16 protein-coding genes are annotated in these 19,882 nt (G+C 60.9%); 7 read left to right on the forward strand and 9 right to left on the reverse strand.

What is annotated here, in order from left to right; all coding sequences use genetic code 11:
- Positions 1–25 precede the first annotated feature (25 nt).
- Complete coding sequence (locus AC0L3O_RS21600; protein WP_473616539.1) at positions 26–775, reverse strand: FadR/GntR family transcriptional regulator; 750 nt, start codon at positions 773–775, stop codon at positions 26–28.
- Between the two features lie 110 nt (positions 776–885).
- Between AC0L3O_RS21600 and AC0L3O_RS21605 the strand changes: the two genes are divergently transcribed.
- The 4 genes from AC0L3O_RS21605 (at position 886) to AC0L3O_RS21620 (ending at position 4,660) form a co-directional block, all read left to right on the forward strand.
- Entirely contained in the window at positions 886–1,857 is a 972-nt protein-coding gene (locus tag AC0L3O_RS21605) for a Gfo/Idh/MocA family protein (RefSeq protein ID WP_473535190.1), read from the forward strand.
- Positions 1,854–2,849: a Gfo/Idh/MocA family protein gene (locus AC0L3O_RS21610; RefSeq protein WP_128167993.1), complete on the forward strand. Its 996-nt coding sequence runs from the start codon at positions 1,854–1,856 to the stop codon at positions 2,847–2,849. The genes AC0L3O_RS21605 and AC0L3O_RS21610 overlap by 4 nt, the downstream gene beginning before the upstream one ends.
- Positions 2,839–3,792 carry a dihydrodipicolinate synthase family protein gene (locus AC0L3O_RS21615; RefSeq protein WP_473535189.1) on the forward strand — a complete coding sequence of 318 codons (954 nt, stop codon included), beginning with the start codon at positions 2,839–2,841 and terminating at the stop codon, positions 3,790–3,792. The genes AC0L3O_RS21610 and AC0L3O_RS21615 overlap by 11 nt, the downstream gene beginning before the upstream one ends.
- 97 nt (positions 3,793–3,889) lie before the next feature.
- Complete coding sequence (locus AC0L3O_RS21620; RefSeq protein WP_473535188.1) at positions 3,890–4,660, forward strand: TIGR01458 family HAD-type hydrolase; 771 nt, start codon at positions 3,890–3,892, stop codon at positions 4,658–4,660.
- Positions 4,661–4,699: 39 nt separating this feature from the next.
- Here the strand turns inward: AC0L3O_RS21620 and AC0L3O_RS21625 are convergent, their stop codons facing one another.
- A complete protein-coding gene (locus AC0L3O_RS21625; RefSeq protein WP_473616541.1) occupies positions 4,700–6,232 on the reverse strand; it encodes an FAD-dependent oxidoreductase in 1,533 nt (510 codons plus the stop codon).
- Positions 6,233–6,511: 279 nt separating this feature from the next.
- Between AC0L3O_RS21625 and AC0L3O_RS21630 the strand changes: the two genes are divergently transcribed.
- Positions 6,512–7,483, forward strand: a complete 972-nt coding sequence (locus tag AC0L3O_RS21630) for an SDR family oxidoreductase (protein ID WP_023801357.1) — start codon at positions 6,512–6,514, stop codon at positions 7,481–7,483.
- A gap of 88 nt (positions 7,484–7,571) precedes the next feature.
- Entirely contained in the window at positions 7,572–9,284 is a 1,713-nt protein-coding gene (locus AC0L3O_RS21635) for an HAD family hydrolase (protein WP_473616542.1), read from the forward strand.
- Between the two features lie 162 nt (positions 9,285–9,446).
- Here AC0L3O_RS21635 and AC0L3O_RS21640 read toward each other — a convergent pair whose 3' ends face one another.
- On the reverse strand, positions 9,447–9,893 hold the full coding sequence (locus AC0L3O_RS21640; RefSeq protein ID WP_023801355.1) for a TIGR02588 family protein: 447 nt from the start codon (positions 9,891–9,893) through the stop codon (positions 9,447–9,449).
- Entirely contained in the window at positions 9,890–10,678 is a 789-nt protein-coding gene (locus AC0L3O_RS21645; RefSeq protein WP_473608460.1) for a TIGR02587 family membrane protein, read from the reverse strand. Before AC0L3O_RS21645 ends, AC0L3O_RS21640 begins: the two co-directional genes overlap by 4 nt.
- Positions 10,679–10,932: 254 nt before the next feature.
- Between AC0L3O_RS21645 and AC0L3O_RS21650 the strand changes: the two genes are divergently transcribed.
- Positions 10,933–11,376, forward strand: coding sequence for a PPC domain-containing DNA-binding protein (locus AC0L3O_RS21650; RefSeq protein WP_023801352.1), 444 nt, complete (start codon positions 10,933–10,935; stop codon positions 11,374–11,376).
- Between the two features lie 508 nt (positions 11,377–11,884).
- Here AC0L3O_RS21650 and AC0L3O_RS21655 read toward each other — a convergent pair.
- The 5 genes from AC0L3O_RS21655 to AC0L3O_RS21675 all read right to left on the reverse strand — a co-directional run bounded on the left by AC0L3O_RS21655 (position 11,885) and on the right by AC0L3O_RS21675 (position 19,837).
- Positions 11,885–13,447: an adenylate/guanylate cyclase domain-containing protein gene (locus AC0L3O_RS21655; protein WP_023801351.1), complete on the reverse strand. Its 1,563-nt coding sequence runs from the start codon at positions 13,445–13,447 to the stop codon at positions 11,885–11,887.
- A 25-nt stretch (positions 13,448–13,472) separates the two neighbouring features.
- Positions 13,473–13,844, reverse strand: a complete 372-nt coding sequence (locus AC0L3O_RS21660; protein WP_031255744.1) for a response regulator — start codon at positions 13,842–13,844, stop codon at positions 13,473–13,475.
- 49 nt (positions 13,845–13,893) lie between these two features.
- Positions 13,894–16,626 (reverse strand): hybrid sensor histidine kinase/response regulator, encoded by a 2,733-nt coding sequence (locus tag AC0L3O_RS21665; RefSeq protein ID WP_473616543.1) that lies wholly within the window; start codon positions 16,624–16,626, stop codon positions 13,894–13,896.
- Positions 16,623–17,384 carry a Tll0287-like domain-containing protein gene (locus AC0L3O_RS21670; RefSeq protein ID WP_031255742.1) on the reverse strand — a complete coding sequence of 254 codons (762 nt, stop codon included), beginning with the start codon at positions 17,382–17,384 and terminating at the stop codon, positions 16,623–16,625. The genes AC0L3O_RS21665 and AC0L3O_RS21670 overlap by 4 nt, the downstream gene beginning before the upstream one ends.
- A gap of 1,178 nt (positions 17,385–18,562) precedes the next feature.
- On the reverse strand, positions 18,563–19,837 hold the full coding sequence (locus AC0L3O_RS21675; RefSeq protein ID WP_473535184.1) for a DUF763 domain-containing protein: 1,275 nt from the start codon (positions 19,835–19,837) through the stop codon (positions 18,563–18,565).
- Positions 19,838–19,882: the final 45 nt, after the last annotated feature.

Raw genomic sequence — 19,882 nt, forward strand, 5'->3', positions numbered from 1 at the left:
CATTGTCAGGTAGTTCGGCGTTGGGTCAGGTAATCCGGTTTTTGGCGATCACTTGCTGAATACCCGTGTAGTGGTCGTCGAGGCGCTCGCGCGCCCGGTCGACGTCCTTGGCGGCGACCGCCTCGACGATCTCGTGATGGTCGCGCCAGGTCGCCAGCGGCGTCGGATTGTCGAGGCTGGTGAAATTCGAGGCCTTGTTGAACGCCACCCAGAAGATGTCGATCAGCGCGCTCAACATGTGATTGTTCTGGCAGCGGAACAGCAACTGATGGAATTGTTGGTCCTCTTCGGCAAAGCTCTCCTGGCGCTCGGCGCGCCGCCGCATGCTTTCGGTCAGCTGGCGCAGCGCGGCGATGTCTTCGGCGCTGATCATCTCGATGGTTTTTGCGATCAGGCCGGTTTCAAGGACACGGCGGATCTCGCGCAGTTCCTCGACGTCGCGCAGCGAATCCTGCAGGCCGTATGCCAGATTATCCAGCAACGGCTTGAACGAGAATTCCTTGACGAACACGCCAATGCCGCGACGCGTCTCCAGAATGCCGATCGACTCCAGCGCCTTGATCGCTTCGCGCACCGAGTTGCGGCCGACGCCGAGCCGCTGCGCCAGGAAGGTCTCCGGAGGCAAGGGGTCGCCCGCCTTGAGCTGGTTGCTCTGGATATATTTCCTCAGGCTTTCCTGCACGCTGACGTGAAGCAGCGGCGGTCGGGCCAGCGGTTCGATCGCTTTTTGGTCCGGGTTCAACTTGGGTTCCGAGCTCAACTTGGGTTCCGGCATTTTTCTCCCAGCGCCGCTGCAATTGCGGCCGCTGGCGCGTCGCAAAGCGGTCGATGCTTGTAGCATAGCGACTTGTAGGATATCCTGCAAGCGAGAGGATTACACGCTGAATGAAAGTCGTCCTGGCCGGCTCAAGCCATTGGCACGCCGAAATGCATCTCGACGCTGCACGTTTTTGCGGCGCCGAGATTGCCGGCATTTGGGATGAGGACGCGCAGCATGCGCGCGCCTTCGCGACGCGCCATCATTTGCCGTTCATCGCCGATTTTGCGAAAATCCTCTCCGGCCCGCCGGACGCGATCCTGCTGATGGGACACCCTTCGACGGTGCCGGCGCGGGCCCGTGCCGTGATCGAAGCCGGCATACCGCTGATCCTGGAAAAGCCGGCGGCCAGCAGCACCGCAGGGTTGGCCGCGCTCAGCGAGCTGGCGAGGCAGCACCAGGCCTTTGTCAGCGTTCCCCTGCCCAACCGCTTTGGGCCGGCCGCCACTGCCTTTGAACGGCTGCGCAGCCAAGGCCGTGCCGGTGCGGTTGCGCATTGCCAGTTCCGGCTGGTTAATGGCCCGCCGCAGCGCTATGCGGCCGACGGCGTCGCCTGGGTGGTGGATCCGGCGATCATTGGCGGCGGCGCGCTGAGGAACCTCGGCATACACGGCGTCAATGCCGCGCTCGGCCTGGCAACCGGCGCGCTCAGGCTAAAAACCGTTTCGATCGAGAACCGCATTCACCGCGCCCCGGTCGAGGACCATGCGCTGCTTGTGCTGGAAGACGCTGCCGGAGCGTTGTTCGTCGTCGAGGCCGGATACACTTTTGCTTCGATGCGCCCCGGCGGCGATTTCGAATGGCGTATCGTCAGTGAGAATGCGACCCTCATCGACTATGGCGAGCGCGCCTTCTGTGCGACGCTCGACGATGGCGCTATCATCGAATTGCCGATCGAATTGCCGGCGACGCGCTACCGCCTGTGCATGAGCGACACGCTCGACCGGCTGGCTCGAAAAGCGCCGCCGGCGACTTCGGTCGATGACTATGTTGCGGCGATGTCGCTGATCGACGCCGCGTATGAAAAGGCAGGACGATGATTGGAATAGGCATTATCGGAGCGGGCGATTTCGGCGCCGCCCATGCAAGGGCAATCAAGCAGGTGCAGGGCCTGCATCTCGTCGCATCGTGCCGCGGGAATAACGATGCCCTGGCCGCCTTCACCAGCGAACATGGTGGTCGCGGCTACACCGACTGGCGCAAGCTGCTCGACGACAAGGATGTCGAGGCAGTCCTCATCGCCAGTCCTCACCATCTCCATGCCGAAATGGCCATCGGCGCGGCGAACGCCGGCAAGCACGTCATGCTGGAAAAACCGATGGCGCCGACGGCGGCGGCCTGCGATGCGATCAACGCCGCCGTGGCCGCTGCTGGCGTCAAGCTGATGGTCGCCCATCTCATGCATTTCGCGCTGCCTTGCATGGCGGCCAGGCAAATGCTTGAGCAAGGAACGCTCGGCCGGCCGCTCGTCGGATCGAGCTGGATCATCAAGCTGTGGATGGAGCACAATCGCCGCGACTGGCATCTGCGCAAGGCCACCGGCGGCGGCATGCTGTTGACGGCCGGCATCCATGCGCTCGACCGCCTCGTCTGGCTCATGGATGACGACGTCGTGTCGGTGAGCGCCATGCTTGGCGCCATGTCCCATGATCAGGAAGCCGACGACACCGCCCTGCTCGGACTGCGCTTCGCCGGCGGCGGGCTCGGCCAGGTGCAGAGCGTCGGCTATCGCAATGGCGCGGCCGGCTACGTCATGGACCTGGTCTGCGAGCAGGCAACGCTGCGCATCGACATGGACCGCGGCACGATGCTTGGCCGCGACACGGCCTGGACCGACCTGCCCGGCTCGTTCGAGCCGAACTGGATGCATGCCGCGCTGGTGCGCGAATGGAGCGCGATGCGCGATGCCATTGCCGACGACAAGCCGGTGCCGGTCGACGGCGCCTATGGCCGCAAGATCATCGCCATTATCGAGGCCGCCTTTGCGTCGAACGAAACGCGCCGCGAGCACGAGATCGCCGATGCGCCCTGAGCTCGACGATCACCCGAGCCACTTGCCCGCAGACGCGCCGCGCGGCGTCTGGGGCGCGGTGATGCTGGCCATCGACGATCGCGGGGCAATCGACTGGGAAGCGACGGAGGAAACGATCGCCCGGCTCTGCGCATCAGGCGTCGACGGCATCTATTCCAACGGCACGGCCTGCGAATTCCACTGCCAGACCGAGCCCGAGTTCGACCGGCTTTGCGCCCTGGTGGCCGCGATTGCCGGCCGCGCGCGCCTGCCCTTCCAGATCGGCATCAGCCAGTCCAATCCGCGCGTCGCACGCGAGCGGCTGATGCGGGTGTCGGCGATTCGTCCGGCCGCGGTGCAATTCACCTTGCCCGACTGGTGGCCGCCCAGCGACGGCGAGGTCATGCGCTTCGTCGGCGGCCTTTGCGAGACCGCGCCCGACATGCCGCTGGTGCTCTACAATCCACCGCATGCCAAGCGCCGCCTGACGCTCGAAGCCATCGCCAGGCTGCGTGCAGCGGTGCCGTCGCTGGTCGGCGCCAAATTGCCGGGCGGCGACGCCGGTTGGTACGCCGACATGCGCCGCGAACTGCCGGGATTTTCGGTCTTCGTGCCCGGCCATACGCTGGCGACGGGATTTGCCCAGGGAGCGCATGGCAGCTACTCCAACGTCGCCTGTCTTAGCCCTAAGGGCGCGGTAATGTGGTGGCAGACGATCCGCACCGACGTGGCGGCCGCTGCCGAGGTCGAGACGCGCATCCAGGCCTTTCTCGCCACCCACGTACTGCCCTTTCGCGCTCGCTATGACGTCAGCGATGCGGCGCTCGACAAAGCGATGGCGGCGGCCGGCGGCTGGGCGCCGCTTGGCCCGCGACTGCTCTGGCCCTACAGCTCGGTTCCCGACGAGGCGATCGCGACGCTGGCCCAAGCCGCACGAACGGCCCTCCCCGGATGGTGGCAGTGATCTCGGCTATCGCATGTGCCTGCCCCCTGATCCAAGGGGAACAACCATGGCCTGTTCCGGATTTGACGCCTGACAGACTCGTGGTCATGCTGGACCGATGACAAGAGGTGTACTGCTGGACCTCGCAGGCGTCATCTATGATGGCGAGACCGCCATACCAGGCGGGATCGACGCCGTCACGCGTTTGCGCCAGGCCGGCTTGGCCATACGCTTCATAAGCAATACCACGCGCTCGTCGAAACAGAGCGTTCTCGAACGTCTGCAGGCGATGGGACTCACCGTTACCAGGGCAGATGTTTTCACCCCGGCGCACGCTGCACGCGATTGGCTGCTTCGCAATGGCCGAGCGCCATATTTGCTGATTCACCCCGGCCTTGCGCCGGACTTTTGCGAACTGCCGGATCGCGACAAGCGCGCCGTCATCGTCGGCGATGCCGGAGACGCCTTCACCTATGCGGCGTTGAATGACGCGTTCCGCGAGCTGAGCGCCGGGGCCGAATTGCTGGCCCTTGCCACCAACCGGACGTTTCGGGATGCCGACGGCGAGCTCAGCCTCGATGCCGGGCCATTCGTCGCGGCATTGGAATTTGCCTCGCTGAAACGCGCAAACGTTCTCGGCAAGCCGTCGTCGGAATTCTTTCTGTCGGCGCTGGCAAGCATGGACTGTCCGCCAGACCAGGCGATCATGGTCGGCGACGACGCCGAGGCCGACATAGCTGGCGCGCTAAGCGCCGGACTGTCGGGCGCATTGCTGGTGAGGACCGGCAAATACCGGCACGGCGACGAGAAACGGTTTGATCCGCGCCCGACCGCAACCGTCGCCGATCTCGCGGCGGCGACCGACTGGATCCTTGCGCGCCGGGACTGAACCGGCCGCACAGCGTGCGCTTCGCTCGAGATATCCGGGCTAGGTCGTCTGGCGCTCCATTTCCACCTCGGCCCCCAGACTTTCGATGTCGCGGAAGATCGAAGCGACAGCCAGCGTGCGCCCTTCGCGCTTGAAGCGGAGCAGGCAATCCCTGGCAACGATGTCGCCATCGATCGCGATCTCGTCCCGTTGCACGGCATGGCCGACATAGTTGATGGGAACATCGTAGTGCTGGCTCCAGAAGAACGGCACGGCGAGGAACTTCTGGCGATGGCCGAGCATGTTGAGGGCCGCGGTTTGCCCCTGCCGCTCGGCAACCACCCAATGCTCGACCCGAATGTTCTCGCCACTGTGAGGATCCGGCCACCGCGCAATGTCGCCGGCCGCGAAGATGCCTGGTGCGCTCGTCTCCAAAAAGGCGTTTACGACGACACCGCGGTCAAGGGTGAGCCCCGCCGTTTCGGCAAGCCCTGTCCGCGGTCGCACGCCGATGCCGGCGACGACGAGATCCGCCGCCCATGTATCGCCACCGCTGAGTTTCACCTCGCTGGCGTCGATGCTGCTCGCAGTGTCCTCGAGATGGAATACGACACCATTCTCCTCATGCAGGGCGCGGATGAAGTCGGCCATTTGCGGACCCATGATCCGTTCCATGGGCCGTTTTTCCGGCGCCACGACATGAACTTCGATCGAGCGCGACCGCAGCGCCGCGGCAACCTCCAGGCCAATGAAACTGGCGCCAAGCACGACGGCGCGGCGCGCAGTCGTGGCTCGCTCGATGATCGCCTTGCAGTCTGCGAACGAGCGCAGCGTGTGAACATGTGGCTGGTCGGCGCCTTGTATGGTCAGGCGAACCGGTTCGGCTCCGGTCGCCAGGAGTAGCCTGTCGTAGGCAGTCCGGGCCCCGTCCGCGAGCACAACCTCGCCAGAACGCGTATCGATGCTGGCGACATCCGCATTGAGGCGCAGGTCGATGCCGTTCTTCGAATAGAAGCTTTCTCGGCGCAGCGGAATCCAATCCTCCGGTGCTTTGCCGGCGAGGTAGTCCTTGGAAAGATTGGGCCGATCAACCGGCGGCGCTTCGTCGTTGCTGAGCATGACAATGCTGCCTTGATAATGTTCGCGCCGCAGTGTTTCTGCCGCCGCGAAACCGGCGGCGCCGCCACCGACAATGACGATTTTTTCGGGAGCCTGGCTGGAGCCGCCAGGGCGCGGCTTGGACGCCGTCCGCTTGCGTTTCTCGCCCACGACGATCCGATCATCGCGTTGTTCCACCGACCAGCACGCGAGTGGACTGAAAGCAGGCGCGCGCAAGGCCTCGCCTGTACGCAAATCAAAACACGCGTGATGCCAGGGACACCGGACGGTGTCTTCCGCCACAAGACCGTCGACGAGCGGCCCGCCATAATGTGTGCATGTCGCGCCGATGGCGAAGATCTCGGCCCCGCGGCGCACCAGCAGCACCGGCTCTTCGTCGCAATGGCCGAGGAGCTTTCCGCCGTCGGCAAGGTCGGATAACGCGATACCCTCGACCAGATCCGGCCCGGTTGGTTTGGCATGATCTTCAGCCATTTTCCTCTCCCTTGGCGCGATCCAGAAGATCGCCTGTACGGCCGACAAGCGGGAAATCGTCAGGTCACCAGCCTCGGAATACCTTCTGCTTGGCCAGCGCGCCTTCAGGTTCTCGGACACCGCTTGTGCCCAAACGTCCGGCCGCATCATTCGTTGCCAGTTGCGCAGTACACGCCGTCGATTTCCTGGCGTTTGGATTCGTTGCCGAAGGAATGACGCCGTCGCGTAAACTTTTTCGCCGGACATGCGTTGTTCGTTCTCCAAGCCAAGGAGACAGCCATGCAGAGGAAATCGGAAATCGCCGGCGAGGCCGCCAAGCAACGCCACATCCAGCGCGGCATCGACGCCAAGGACAAAACGAAGGGCAACGGCAAGCAACAAGGCGCCATGCAGGCCGGAGCACGCAAATATCCCGAGCCGCCCTTTCCCGAGCAGCACCAGCCGAAGCCAGGGCATGAGTGGGCGATAGAGCCGGCGCCGCTTTACGACGCGCCATTCTATATCGGATCAAAAAAGCTGGACGGCAAAGTGGCCGTCATCACCGGCGGCGATTCCGGCATCGGCCGAGCCGTGGCCGTGCTCTATGCGCGCGAAGGCGCCGATGTGGCGATCGTCTATCTGTGCGAGGACAAGGATGCTGAAGAAACGAAGAGGGCCGTCGAAGCCGAGGGCCGGCGCTGCACGCTGGTCAAGGCCGACGTCAGCGAACGCGACCACTGCCACAAGGCTGTGACTAAGGTGGTGAAGGAATTTGGCCGGATCGACGTGCTGGTCAACAACGCCGCTTTCCAGGTCCATTCCAGCGACTTCAGTGAGCTGACCGAGGAGCATTTCGACACGACGCTGAAGACCAACCTCTACGGCTATTTCCACATGGCGCAGGAGGCCGTTCCGCATATGAAGCCTGGTTCGGCGATCATCAACAGCGGCTCCATAACCGGCATCGAGGGCTCGAAGCAGCTGGTCGACTATTCGATGACCAAGGGCGGCATTCATGCCTTCACGCGCGCGCTGTCCGGCAACCTCATCGAAAAGGGAATTCGGGTGAACTGCGTGGCGCCAGGCCCGGTGTGGACCCCGCTCAACCCGTCGGACAAGCAAGCCGGCGACGTCTCGAAATTTGGCGCAGACACACCGATGAAACGGCCGGCGCAACCGGAGGAAATCGCGCCGGCCTATGTGTTCCTCGCCTCGCCGCATTGTTCAAGCTACATCACCGGCGAGATATTGCCGATCATCGGCGGCTACTGAGAACGTGTCGCCCGCACTGCCTCGATCATCGTGGACCTCTCGCCTGTGGCGGAGGTAGCGGCGATCTCAGATATGAAATGGTCGACAGATGTATTTCATTGCCTTGGCGACGGACTATGACGGCACGCTGGCGCACGATGGGATCGTAGTCGAAAAGACGCTTGCAGCCCTCGAACGATTCAAGAAAAGTGGCCGCAAGCTCATCCTCGTCACTGGCCGCGAACTGCCCGACCTCAAGCGGATTTTTCCCGAACTCGGCGTGTTCGACAAGGTCGTCGCCGAAAATGGGGCGTTGATCTACACGCCTGCCAGCGAGGAAGAACGTGCGATCTCACCGGCGCCGGCGCCGAAATTTGTCGCCAGTTTGAAGAAACGCGGCGTCAAGCCGCTTTCAGTCGGACGGTCGATCGTCGCGACCTGGGAACCACACCAGGCAACAGTTCTTGAGGTCATCAAGGAACTCGGGCTGGAGCTGGAAATCATCTTCAACAAGGGCGCGGTGATGGTGCTGCCCACCGGCATTAACAAGGCAGCCGGGCTGGCAGCCGCACTTGAGGACCTCAAGCTGTCGCCACACAATGTGGTCGGTATTGGCGATGCTGAAAACGATCATGCGTTCCTGCGGGCCTGCGGCTGCAGCGTCGCTGTCGAGAACGCCCTTGCGGCGGTCAAGGATACAGCGGATCTTGTAACGCGCGGCGCACGTGGAAAGGGCGTCGAGGAACTGATCGAAAAGCTGGTAAAGCGTGATCGGGAATTTGTCCGAAAAGCCCGTGACGGCATCCTTCTCGGTTCGGTCGGCGGCGACGAAGTCTATCTGACGCCGACCGACACGGTTCTGATCGCCGGAAGCTCCGGCATCGGCAAATCCACCTTGGCCACCGCGCTGACGGAACGCTTCGTCGAGAACGGATTTCAATTCTGCGTTTTCGATCCGGAAGGCGACTATGATGGCCTCGAAGGCGCCGTCCGGGTAGGCGATGCCTCAAGCGAACCGACAAAGGCACAAGTGCTCGACCTGATCGAAAAGCCCGACACCAATGTGGTCGTCAACGGGCTGGCGTTGCGGGTCAACGAGCGACCAGGCTTCTTTGCCGACCTGCTCCCCGGTCTTGGCAATTTCCGCTACCGTACGGCGAGGCCGCATTGGCTGGTCATCGACGAGGCGCATCATCTTCTGCCCAAGAGGCGCGACGACACGCGCGCCATCCTGTCGTTGGAATTGCCGGGCACTGTCCTGATCACCGTTCATCCGGAAGCGATCTCGACCGACGCCCTGCGTCTGGTCACTGCCGTCATTGCGCTCGGTCCCAAGGCCAAGAATGTCATCAAGGCCTTTTGTCAGGAGACGGACACCAAGCCGCCAAAGGATATTCCCTCGCCAAAAGGCGAGCGTGTGCTGTTCTGGCGGCCGCAAGCCCGCAAGAAAATTGCCATGGTCAAAGCGATCGAGCCGCGCCAGTCGCTCAAGCGTCACAGCCGCAAATATGCAGAAGGTCAACTCGACGAGGCCGGCAGCTTCTATTTCAGAGGTCCCGACAACGCGATGAACCTCCGGGCCCACAACCTGATGATCTTCGCTCAGATTGCCGAGGGCATCGACGACAGAACCTGGGAGCATCACCTGCGCGCCGGCGACTATTCCGAATGGTTTCGCCGACAGATCAGGGACAAGGATCTGGCGCGCGAGACCGCCGAGGCGGAAAAGGACGAAATGCTCTCGGCGCAGGAAAGCCGCAAGCACGTTCTGGATGCGGTGCGTCGCCGTTATACGGCTCCTGCCACCGCCCCGGAGGAATAGAGAGGAATAGGGTGCGAAAGGATCGCCCACGCACATCATTCTCGGAGGCACCGGCCGTGTTGGTTCTCTGCAGCCATGTCGCTTTTACAGCAGGGCGAAGCAGTGGCCGGTTGACCGCGTCATCCACGCCGAGTTCCCTTTCATCCATGGCGTTTTGACTGGTCAGGGTTCACTATATCCAATGGCAAAGAGGCGCAGGTCATAGGCCTCGGGATCGCGACGAAAGATCAACGCGCCCTTCCGTTGGGAATTCTGTGGGACATAGTCGAGCGTAGCGCTGCTATCCTCGACGACCTCATCGCCGTTGCGGAGCTCACCTTTGATCTCGACAGCAGCAACTGATTTCCCCGCCCTGTTTGCAGCGGCGAACTCGACCACGTAGCCCCCCTCGGTGACCGCGACCGCGAGCGGCACCACAACGATCCGGGCGGTCCCATCGCGCGTGCTCACGCCATCGACGACAAGATAACCGAGCACGGCAAGCAGGACTACGGAGCTTATGCCCGCCACGACCCACTCCGTGACCGAAGTCCCGGGTTTGCGTGTCTTTGCTTTGTTATCGGACTGCTGCTTCTGTTGCTTGTCGCCTTTTGCCGGGTTCCTTGTCACAGAATGAGCCTCGCAACCGCCGCCCCGAGCGCGCCAGGAAACGATAGAACCACGACTGCACTAAGTGTCTCCGAAAAGCCGGCGCCATCGGTCCTGCCGAAGGTCCACAAGATGTAGAGGTTCACAAGCATCACCAGGACATAGCCGACGATCGCATAGCGAAAGAAGATGCTGACGAATCCAGCGCCTGGCTCGGGACTGTGCGAGCCGCGGAATTCGAACTCATAGACGAAGGCGTGCATGAGAGCGAGGGTGACCACCACCAGGGCGATTTCCTGCCAGGGCTCCATCTTGTAGGCGATGAGGACGACCTCTTCCGTTGGTGCGATGTTCACCGATAGAAACAGCGCTCCGACCACCATCAGGAACAGCTCTCCGGTGTAGCCGGGCTCGGGAATGTCCTCCTCCTCCAACAAACTCGGGCCGAGCTGAGCGCGTGCCAAGGATGCCCCGAGACTGCCCGGGACAATTTGCACCGCAATTTTGCCAATCACCTCCCGTAGCGGCATTTCGGCGGTCACGATGCCGAAAATAAACAACACCGCCGTAGCCGCCACAGCGGCCACAAGTATCGCCACAAAAGCATCGGCGATGCGGTCGCGCAGCGCCACCGTGTGACGAAAGCCTCCGTACTTGTGCAGCAGCACCAGCATTGGCAAAGTGACAGCGAGGAACAGGGCGAGCCGCAGTGGGTGAAGGTGAAAGCCCAGCGCCCAGGCCTCCATGGTCATCAGCACCGGGGCGGCGAAGATCAACGCTCCGGCAAAGGCACGGCCAAGACCAATCCAGAACTCACGCGGCGTTAGCGCATGCCTGACGATGATCTCGGTTGGCGCCACGTCCGCTCCTCAGAGATAGCCTGCGGGGAACAATGTTTCCTGGACAATCTTGTTCCGCACCGCTGCATCTTCGCCACAGCCGAACGGCGCTGCGATGTTCAAAGCCAAGCCAAACCTGTTGGGAACTCGCGAGCCAGCTTTCCGTTCAACCTCTCGATCGAATGACAACCCAAAGCCGACACAGCGTCTGGAGTGAAATCATGAAATCGCAGCTCGTCGCCGAAAGCGCCGGACAAAGGACGTTCGTTGTGGTGCTTGATCCCGGCGAGGAAGCGTTCGCGGCGCTCACATCTTTCGCTGTCGATAACGATATTGGCGGCGCCTCGCTGACCGCGCTCGGCGCCTTCGAAAAGGCGACTGTCGGCTGGTTCGACATCGAGGAAAAAACTTATCGGAAAATCCCGGTGCTGGAACAGTGCGAGGTGCTCAGCGCGATCGGCGACGTTGCGATCGGCGACGACGGCAAGCCCAGCCTTCACGTCCATGCGGTGCTCGGATTGCGCGACGGCAGCACGAAGGGCGGACATCTGCTCGATGGCATTGTTCGGCCTACACTCGAAGTCACTTTGGTGGAAACGCCTGGTCATCTGCGCCGCAGAAAACGTCCGGAACTCGGCATCGCCTTGATCGATCTGGATGCCTGAAGCCAAGCGCGGATCAGGCTAGTGGTGAAAACCTGACGCTTGGTCCCCGAGGTTAGACAACCGCTTTGGGTGGGAAGCCTAGTTCGTTTAGCCTCCTGAACGAGCAGAGAGCGCCATAATCGGACTTGCGCGGCCATCGCTATGGAGGTCGCGTCTCGGACACGTTCCGGACGTATCGTGCCACATAGATCAGCACCCGTGTCGCGATAGCTCTTGCGTTATTCTCGACCATCACAGATGGATGAACTTCCGCTTGGAGATGCGGCGGAAGCACAGAAAGCCCGTCTCGACATAGGCCTCCAGTCTCGCCAGCAACCCATGACCTAAATTCGATATGGATGGGACGGGTGGTGGTAGCCAAGTCCGCCGAGCCTAACCCAGTCATGCTGATGATGACACGGACGCTGGTTAATCTGCTCTTCGATTCGCGAATGCTATGGTAGTGATAGCCTCTCAACGCCGGTGCCGTAAGCTACTCGCTTACGCGTCGCTTTGAGGAAATCAGACATCAGTGTCGAACGAGATAGGTTTCCATCGTGCCGACGCCTCTCAGTTCCACAGTGCAGCGCGGTTCTAGCTCCCAAGAGTCGTGCAAAGCGCGTCTGGTTGCCTCCGAGATTTGCATGCGGTCGGCTACGCCCTGGGATTCGAGCCGGCTTGCGATGTTCACGGTTTCGCCCCAGACATCATAGACGAACCGATGTCGGCCGATCAGACCGGCGATCACCGGTCCGGTGTGTACGCCGATTCGGACGCGAAAACTATCGCTGCCCGACGCCAAGAGCCTCAACGAGTCCAGCATGGACTTTCCCAGCGCCACGGTCCTGTCGGCGTGATCGGCCGCCGGCTCCGGAAGACCACAAGCGGCCATATACGCGTCTCCGATTGTCTTGATCTTCTCCACGGAATGCTTCTCCGCCAGCGCGTCGAACATGCTGAACATCCGGTCGAGGCGCTTGATAAGGTCGGATGCCGGCAATTTCGCTGCGATAGGCGAGAATCCGACAATATCGGCAAAAAGGATGGTCACTTCCTCGAACCGGTCCGCAATGATCTCCTCGCCCCCTTGCAGCCGCGCAACGATTTGACCGGGCAGGACGGCATGTAGAAGCGAGTCGGCCCGCCGCTTTTCCGCCTCTATCCGCTGAAGATACTGGTGCTCGCGGTCGCGCCAACGCTTTTTCTCCAGACTGGAGTTGATCCGGGCGCGCAACAGGACCGGATTGAATGGTTTAAGCAAGTAGTCGTCGGCTCCCGCCTCGATGCAGCGGACCACGGCGTCGACTTCGTTCAGCCCCGAGATCATAATGACCGGGATGTGCCGCCACCGGCGCTCAGCTTTCAATCGCGAGAGCACCTCGATGCCGTTCATGTCCGGCATCAGTATGTCCAACAGAACAAGGTCGAATTCATATTCCGCAAGGCGGGTCAGCGCGGACAGGCCTGACTCGGCAGTGACTACCTGATGACCGTCGTGCAGCAAGCGGCGCGAGAGAAGATCGCGGTTACTGCCGATGTCGTCGACGACAAGTATTCTACCGCTGCGTCCTGAGAATGCATCGTGCTCCGTCTTGCCGAGCGCCCTTTCAAGCCCTGCTGCATCGATCTCTGCCTGATCCGTCGTCCACAGCGCTTCGTTGTCGCTGGCGCGCGATAGGCCGGCAATTGCATCGACATGCGCCAACAGCTCGGCCGCAGCCGCGAGCATCACCCTGACATCTTCGTCCAATGCGTGTTCGTGCAATTCTTCGGCTTCTTCAAGGATCATTTCGGAATAGCCGATAATCGCGTTGAGTGGTGTTCGCAAATCGTGGCGCAGTTTCGCCTCGATCTCGCGCCCTGCATGGTCCGGACAGTCGGCTTTGCCATGGATCAAGCTGTCGATGAGGCTGTTCAATTGCCGGGCAGCGGCGCCGACCCTCTCAAGATCTGGAGTGATGTGCACCAGACTATGGTTCTGCACCTGTTCTAGCAGCAGTTCCTGAAATCCCGAGATTGCCCGTGCCGGTCCAGCAAGCCGCTGCGCCAGATGGGCGGCTATTGCGTGGCGTTGGAACTCGTTGGCAGTCATGTCTCCAATCCGCCGACTCGGCGGCTCACGGATTTGCGGCAAGCAATTGTTCGATTTTCTGGACAAGCCTCGGCAGGTCCACCGGCTTGCTGTCGTAGTCATCGCAGCCGGCCTCAAGCGCCAATTCCCGATCGCTGGTCATAGCATGCGCAGAAAGCGCGATTATAGGGATCCCCGAGGTGGCCGGATCAGCCTTGATCCGCCGCGTCGCCTCCCATCCGTCCATCACGGGCAGGCTCATATCCATAAGGATCAGATCCGGTCTTTCCGAAATGGTTAGTTCCACGCCGGATTGTCCGTTTTCCGCAATAAGCACTTCGAACCCACGCCGCGACAACCGCCGCGAGAGCATGTCGCGATTCATTTCGTTGTCTTCCACCAGAAGGATTCTCGTCATCTTCGGCCTCTTCTAACGATGGGTCAACGAACTGAGATGCCGGGCCAACCTACTCGGCCGCGGAAATCTGGCGTTCGAGCGCCTTGACCAATTGAGACCTGCTGTTCGCGCCCTTGGTCACAACGGCAACCGCCCTATCGCGGAGCCATTCGAGCTCGTTCATCGACAGATCTTTCGAGGTAACTACGACCACCGGAATATTCTGCAGTTCGGGCGTCTGCTGCATCTCACTCAATGTCTGAAACCCGTCCATTTCGGGCATCAGCAGATCAAGCACCACCAGGCGCGGCAACAACCGTTTCATCAGGCCAAGTCCGCGCGCGCCGTCGCTTGCCTCGTGAACCCGCCAATCCTTCTTGATCAGGATACGCCGAAGGAAATCGCGGGAGGCTTGGTCGTCATCAATTACAAGCACATCGCGGTTGCCACCGCCGCAAGCCTCAATTGTTTGAATCAGCTTCTCGGTGTCGATCGGCTTCGTCAGGTATTCAACCGCCCCGAGTGAGAGGCCGAGTTCGCGATCTGCAAGTATCGTCGCAAGGATCACAGGAATCTCGCAAAGCTCCCTATCGTTCTTCAGAGATCGCAGCACTGACCAGCCGTCCTGATGCGGCATGATGATGTCGAGAATGATCGCCGCGGGGCGATGCGCTCGAGCAGCGGCTATTCCTTCCTCGCCGCTTGCTGCTTCGAACGATGCCAGTCCCGCCTCCGCCAAGGCCCTGGCGATGACGGTTCGGGCGGCTGGTTCATCATCTATGATCAGAACCGCCTTGTCTCGTGGCGGCAACGGCACAGCTTCGGAGGGGTGTTGCTCGCCAGATTCTTTTTTGAACTCGGCTGGAATCTCCATTGTGAAGGTCGAGCCTTTTCCGAGTTCGCTCTCGACCTTTACAACGCCTCCGATCATTCGGCTAAAACTCCGGGTTATGCTGAGGCCAAGCCCCGTTCCGCCATAGTTGCGAGTGGTGGATGCGTCCGCCTGCGTGAAAGCGTCGAAGAGCCGTTCCTGCTGCTCCGGCGTCATCCCGATCCCGGTGTCGGACACTTTGAATATCAGCCAATCGCCCTTTGGTCGTCTGTCGCGACGCACCGTGAGTGTTACACGACCCCCTTCGGTAAACTTGGCGGCGTTGCTGAGCAGGTTAAACAGGTTCTGACGCAACTTCGTCTGATCCGAATGCATTTTCCCGAGGTCGTCGTCGAGGTCCAGTACGAAACCGTTTCGGTTTTTCGCCATCAGAGGCGCGACTGTGGCCTGGACGTCGCGCATCAAATCGGCGACGACGAACGTTTCCAAGAAAATTTCCATCTTGTTCGCCTCGATCTTTGACAAGTCGAGGATGTCGTTGATGAGCGCCAGGAGATGGCGACCAGCCGCGGCGATCTTCTCCAGTTCCGGAACGAATTCCACCATGTGCTGGTCGCTCGCATCTTCGATCAGCATCTCGCTGTAGCCAATAATCGCGTTCAGCGGCGTACGCAGTTCGTGGCTGACGGATGCGACGAAGCGGCTCTTGGCTTCATTCGTCGATTCAGCACGGCTCTTGGCGCGCTCGAGTTCGTCTTGTCTCTGTTTCAATTCCGTGATGTCGGTGTAAACGGCGACCGCGCCGCCGTCAGGCGTTTTTCGCCTGCTTACGCGAACCCATCTGTCGCCGAACCGATCCTCACAGACGAAGCCCGCCGGGTCCTTGTGGATGTGTAACCGCTGGGCAATCCACTCCTCCGGCGACGCGCCCGCAAGGTCGACTTGCCCGCCCGCCAGGCGTTGCTCCAAGATTTCTTGAAAGCTTTGCCCAGGAAGAGAAGCTCGCGCATGGTCAGGGAAGAATTCGCAAAATTTGCTGTTGGCCAGGATGACCCTGTCCTGCGGATCGAATAGGACAAATCCGTCAGAAATTGCCTCAAGCGCCGCTGCGATCGTCCGTCTTTGCTGCTCCGCCTCGTCTTCCAGTCGTTTCTTTTCAATCGCGCCCGCGCGAAAAAGTCGAAGCGTCCGCGACATTGCGCCGAGTTCGTCGCCTCCCTCAATCGGTATTTCAATATCGTAGCGTCCTTGCGTCAGTTCGCCGATGACCCGGTTCAGCCGCCGTAACGGGCCAATGATCGAGCGAAGAACAAGGATTGTAAGAAGCGACCCAATCAACAGCACGATGATCACCAGAATGGCAGCGGTAGTCGCGGTTTTCTGGGCTAGCCTTACAGCCTCGTTGCGAGCAGCTTCTGCCTCGGCGCTCACTTCCTCGACAAGTTCGTTAAGGGCGGCATCGACATTCGTGCTGTGGGTTCGCGCCTCCGCCAGGAGAGCGTTTCCAATGATGCGGTTATCCTGAGTATAGCTGTCCGCCGCCTCTAGTGCCCTTTTGACATAGTCATCGATCTCGACACGGATTTCCCTCACTGCATCGGGGGATGATTTCGAAAGGCCGTCCAGTTGGTCCAGCAGTCGCTCACGCGCCTGCTCGGCATTCCGCTGGGAGTTCATTAGCAAGCTGACCGACAAATCGGTGAGCCAGTATCGCAATTCGCCGAAGGTCACGTGCGCCGCAGCCGCATTCGCCGCGAGATCGAACAATGCCTTAGTGTCTGCGGTGCGGTCGGCACTGCGATAAAGCGCCTGCGTGAGAAGGATGGAAGATACGATGAGACTAATGAGGCCGGCCGCTGTCAGTGCAGCTACGCGGGCCGCGATCGGCAGACTGGCAAGGCGACGTCCCAGGGATTTCGACGGCGCCGGTATGGCTTCCACCTCGTGGGGTGTCTGTTCCAGGACGCTCATTTGAACAAGACGATGCTGATTGCGCCCCCCAAATCGCCGGCTTTTCCGCCCTCCTTGGGATATCCAGTTATGTCGATCTCGCCCTTCGGCTCGCCGTGGCAGGAAAGGCACGACTCCGTATAGTATTCGGGCAGGAGCATTCGAAATGCCGGGCGTCCCTCCACCTCGGTCACATCCGTGTAGGCTTCGCCCTTTGCTTTCTTCGGATCTGAGAAGACGCTTACGATGATGCTGGCTTCCCAAGCGTCCGGAAGAGATTTGCGGTTGCGCACGAGTTGCTCGGGCGCTGTCACGCGCACCAGAGCTTCGTTGCCAACCTTGGCGGCGAATTTCTCATTCAACAGACGCGCGAAAACGGCCGGCACGAAGCCCTTGAACCCGATCCCAGCGCGGTTGATGTCATCTTGCTGCTCGTCCACCACCTCCCGCATAGCCCCAATCTGGGCCTCAAGCAGACGCCGGTCGCGATTGGTCAATTCGCCGGAAAACGGGTCCTGGCCGGTGTTTTTTGAGTAAACGGCGATGGCCTCGCTCGCGAACCGCTCGCTGTCGAGGTGCTTGTCGCCAAGTGCTGGATCGTTGATTAGTGTCTGATAGTTGGAGACAACGCTTCGCCCCGCGCGAAGCAATTCCGCAAGTCGGATTCCCATCGCGACATCTTCAGTATCTCCCGCTCCCATGGCAGCCGACGCGAGGAAAGCGCAACCGACAAGAGCAACGCCAATGCTTCTCCGCGTCAAGGTTGACAGGGCGAACATCTCTCCATCCCGTCGAAGGAAGCCAAACAAAAAGTATAGCACGACGCAGGCCGATAGCGTAGCGACAAATGCCCATGCGCAAGCGGTGAGAGAAGGAACGAAGCATCCGCCGCCGCTCCGAAGCGGCCCTGGCCCGCAAACCCGTTTTTGCCGAACGTCTCTTGACCACCCTGGGTGGAGCACCGAGAGGTTAGCGGTGGATTTGTCAAGCTTGCCGTTAAAATATAGCTTGCTAAAGCTATAAAATTAGCTTTGAAATATATATTCGTTGTGTTCGAGCGCAACCTCACGCACCGTAAACTTAGCATAGCAATTGTTTGTAGAAGAAGATGATGGTTCTGGCCTTATGTTGTCGGCCGGCACAACCTATGCATGTCATCTTGATCGCTTGATGAACCATCATCGCTGAAAGGAAACAGAACTATGTTACGAAAAACAATCAGCATTTCAACCCTCGCCGGCGCGGTTGCAGTCGCTGCCGCCGCGGTGCGCCCAGCCGGACGAGACCGATAAGTTCGGAATTGAGACGAGTCAGACGCTACGTAACCGGTCCTTCTCGCGGTGAATACCGCCAGTGCCGTTCCGTGCCGTGTGTTCGAGCCGATGATTAAGATGACTTCGATGTGGACGAGTTTTCATAATGGCACCATTGGCTACATTCGCGGATGGTTCCGCCTTCGCGCCGAGCGAAAAGCTATGTGGATGATAACGGACGGGTTGAGCCGGTCACCGGATGACATTCTTAACGACATTGGTATCTCGCGCGACGAAATCACGTGCGCTTTGTCAAAGCGTCCCAATCCGAGTTCCGGGTCGGGTCGGAATGCGGCCGGCCCATGATTTGTCCAGCCCACAGTATCTGCCATGTCGCATGCCAAGGTCTCATTGTCCCCGCGGCGGCGAGTCGAACCGACCCCGAGTGATCACGGCGCTGGCCGATCGGTTACCTGCTCGCAGATCGTGATTCAGTGGCTCGTCGCTCCACGACTGCGCAACAATGACAGCATTCACCCCCTGTGCGGACGTTGAAGCGCGATGTCAGGAAGGTCGTTACGGGTCAAGGCTTCCCTTCAATTTCTCCGACAGAAGGGCAGAGAAGGGTCGAAATCGGTATTTCGTTTTGGGTATCAAGCGTCAGATTTTCACCACTTGGTCCGCTGAACTGCGTTCCGGTCCGATCATCCCTTTTGTTTGATTTGTTTAGCATCCGCGGGCGGCTCGGGTGCGGCCTCCCAGCCGAACACGCTGCGGCCGCCGAGCTGATGCGACCGATCGAACTCTCCGGCGACGATTTCCTTCAGGCTCGGGCCGGTGACATAGCGTTCGACCTGCCGCGACTGCTCGTCCAGCCGCTTCAAGGCGCCGAGTTCTTCGTCGCGACCGAGCCTGGCCTTGTGGACGGCCGACTTCAGGACGCCGATCGTTTCGTCATAGACTTTCAGCGGCACGGGGAACGGATGCCTGTCCTTGCCGCCATGTGCCAGCGAGAAGCGGCCGGGATCGGAAAACCGGCATGGCGCGCCATGCAAAACCTCGGCGACCAGCGCCAGCGCCCGCACCGTGCGCGCACCGACGCCGGGTACCAGGAGAAGTTCGGAGAAATCGGCGGGGCCACGCTCGGCAGCCGCCGCCATGTTGCCATGAAGACGACGCATGATGACATCGGTTTCGCGAACGTCGTGGTGCGCCGGCATGACCAGGTGCGGCAGCATTGGCTGGTCGGGCTCCGGTGCGGCAGCCACGTCACGTTCGAGCGCGGCGAACTCCCTCAGAATGCGATCCGGTCCGAGGTCCTGCAGGAGATCCAACTGTCCCTTGCGCGAGGCATCGGCCCGGCGGTCCGTCAGGTTGACGATCTCGCCCTGGTTGGCGCCTTCGATGGCGGCATGCGGCTGGTCGACAAAACTCTTCAGGCCTTCGGACAGCCAGTGATAGCGGCGCGCCACCTTGCTGTCGCCGTTCATGCCCTGCTGTACCACGACCCAGTCGCCGTCATCGGTGACGATAAAGCCATGCAGATAAAGGTCGAAGCCGTCCTGGACGGCGGCGCTGTCAACCTTGGCGACAAGCCGGCTGGCCATCGCCAGGCCTGTTCCGTCGAAGCCGACGCGCTCGCCGATGGCGGCAAGCTCATGCGGGGTCTTGCGCGAATGCGCGCCGCGGCCGCCGCACACGTGAATACCGAGTTCGCCGGAAAGCGGAGCCAAACCACGTTTGAGGCCGCCGATGACGCTGGTCGTGATGCCGGAGGAATGCCAGTCCATTCCCATGACGGCGCCAAACGATTGAAACCAGAAGGGATGCGCCAGCCGGCGCAGCAGCTCTTCGCGACCGTAATGGTGAATGATCGCCTCGCACATGACGGCTCCAAGGCGCGTCATACGGTCGCCGAGCCATTTCGGCACGCGTCCGCCATGAAGTGGAAGGTCTGCGCTTCCCGATCGTTGTGCCAAATTTTTCTGCCTGTTCCGACCTATGCCTTGCGCTCAACAGATAGT

Source organism: Mesorhizobium sp. WSM4810 (genome assembly GCF_055811235.1).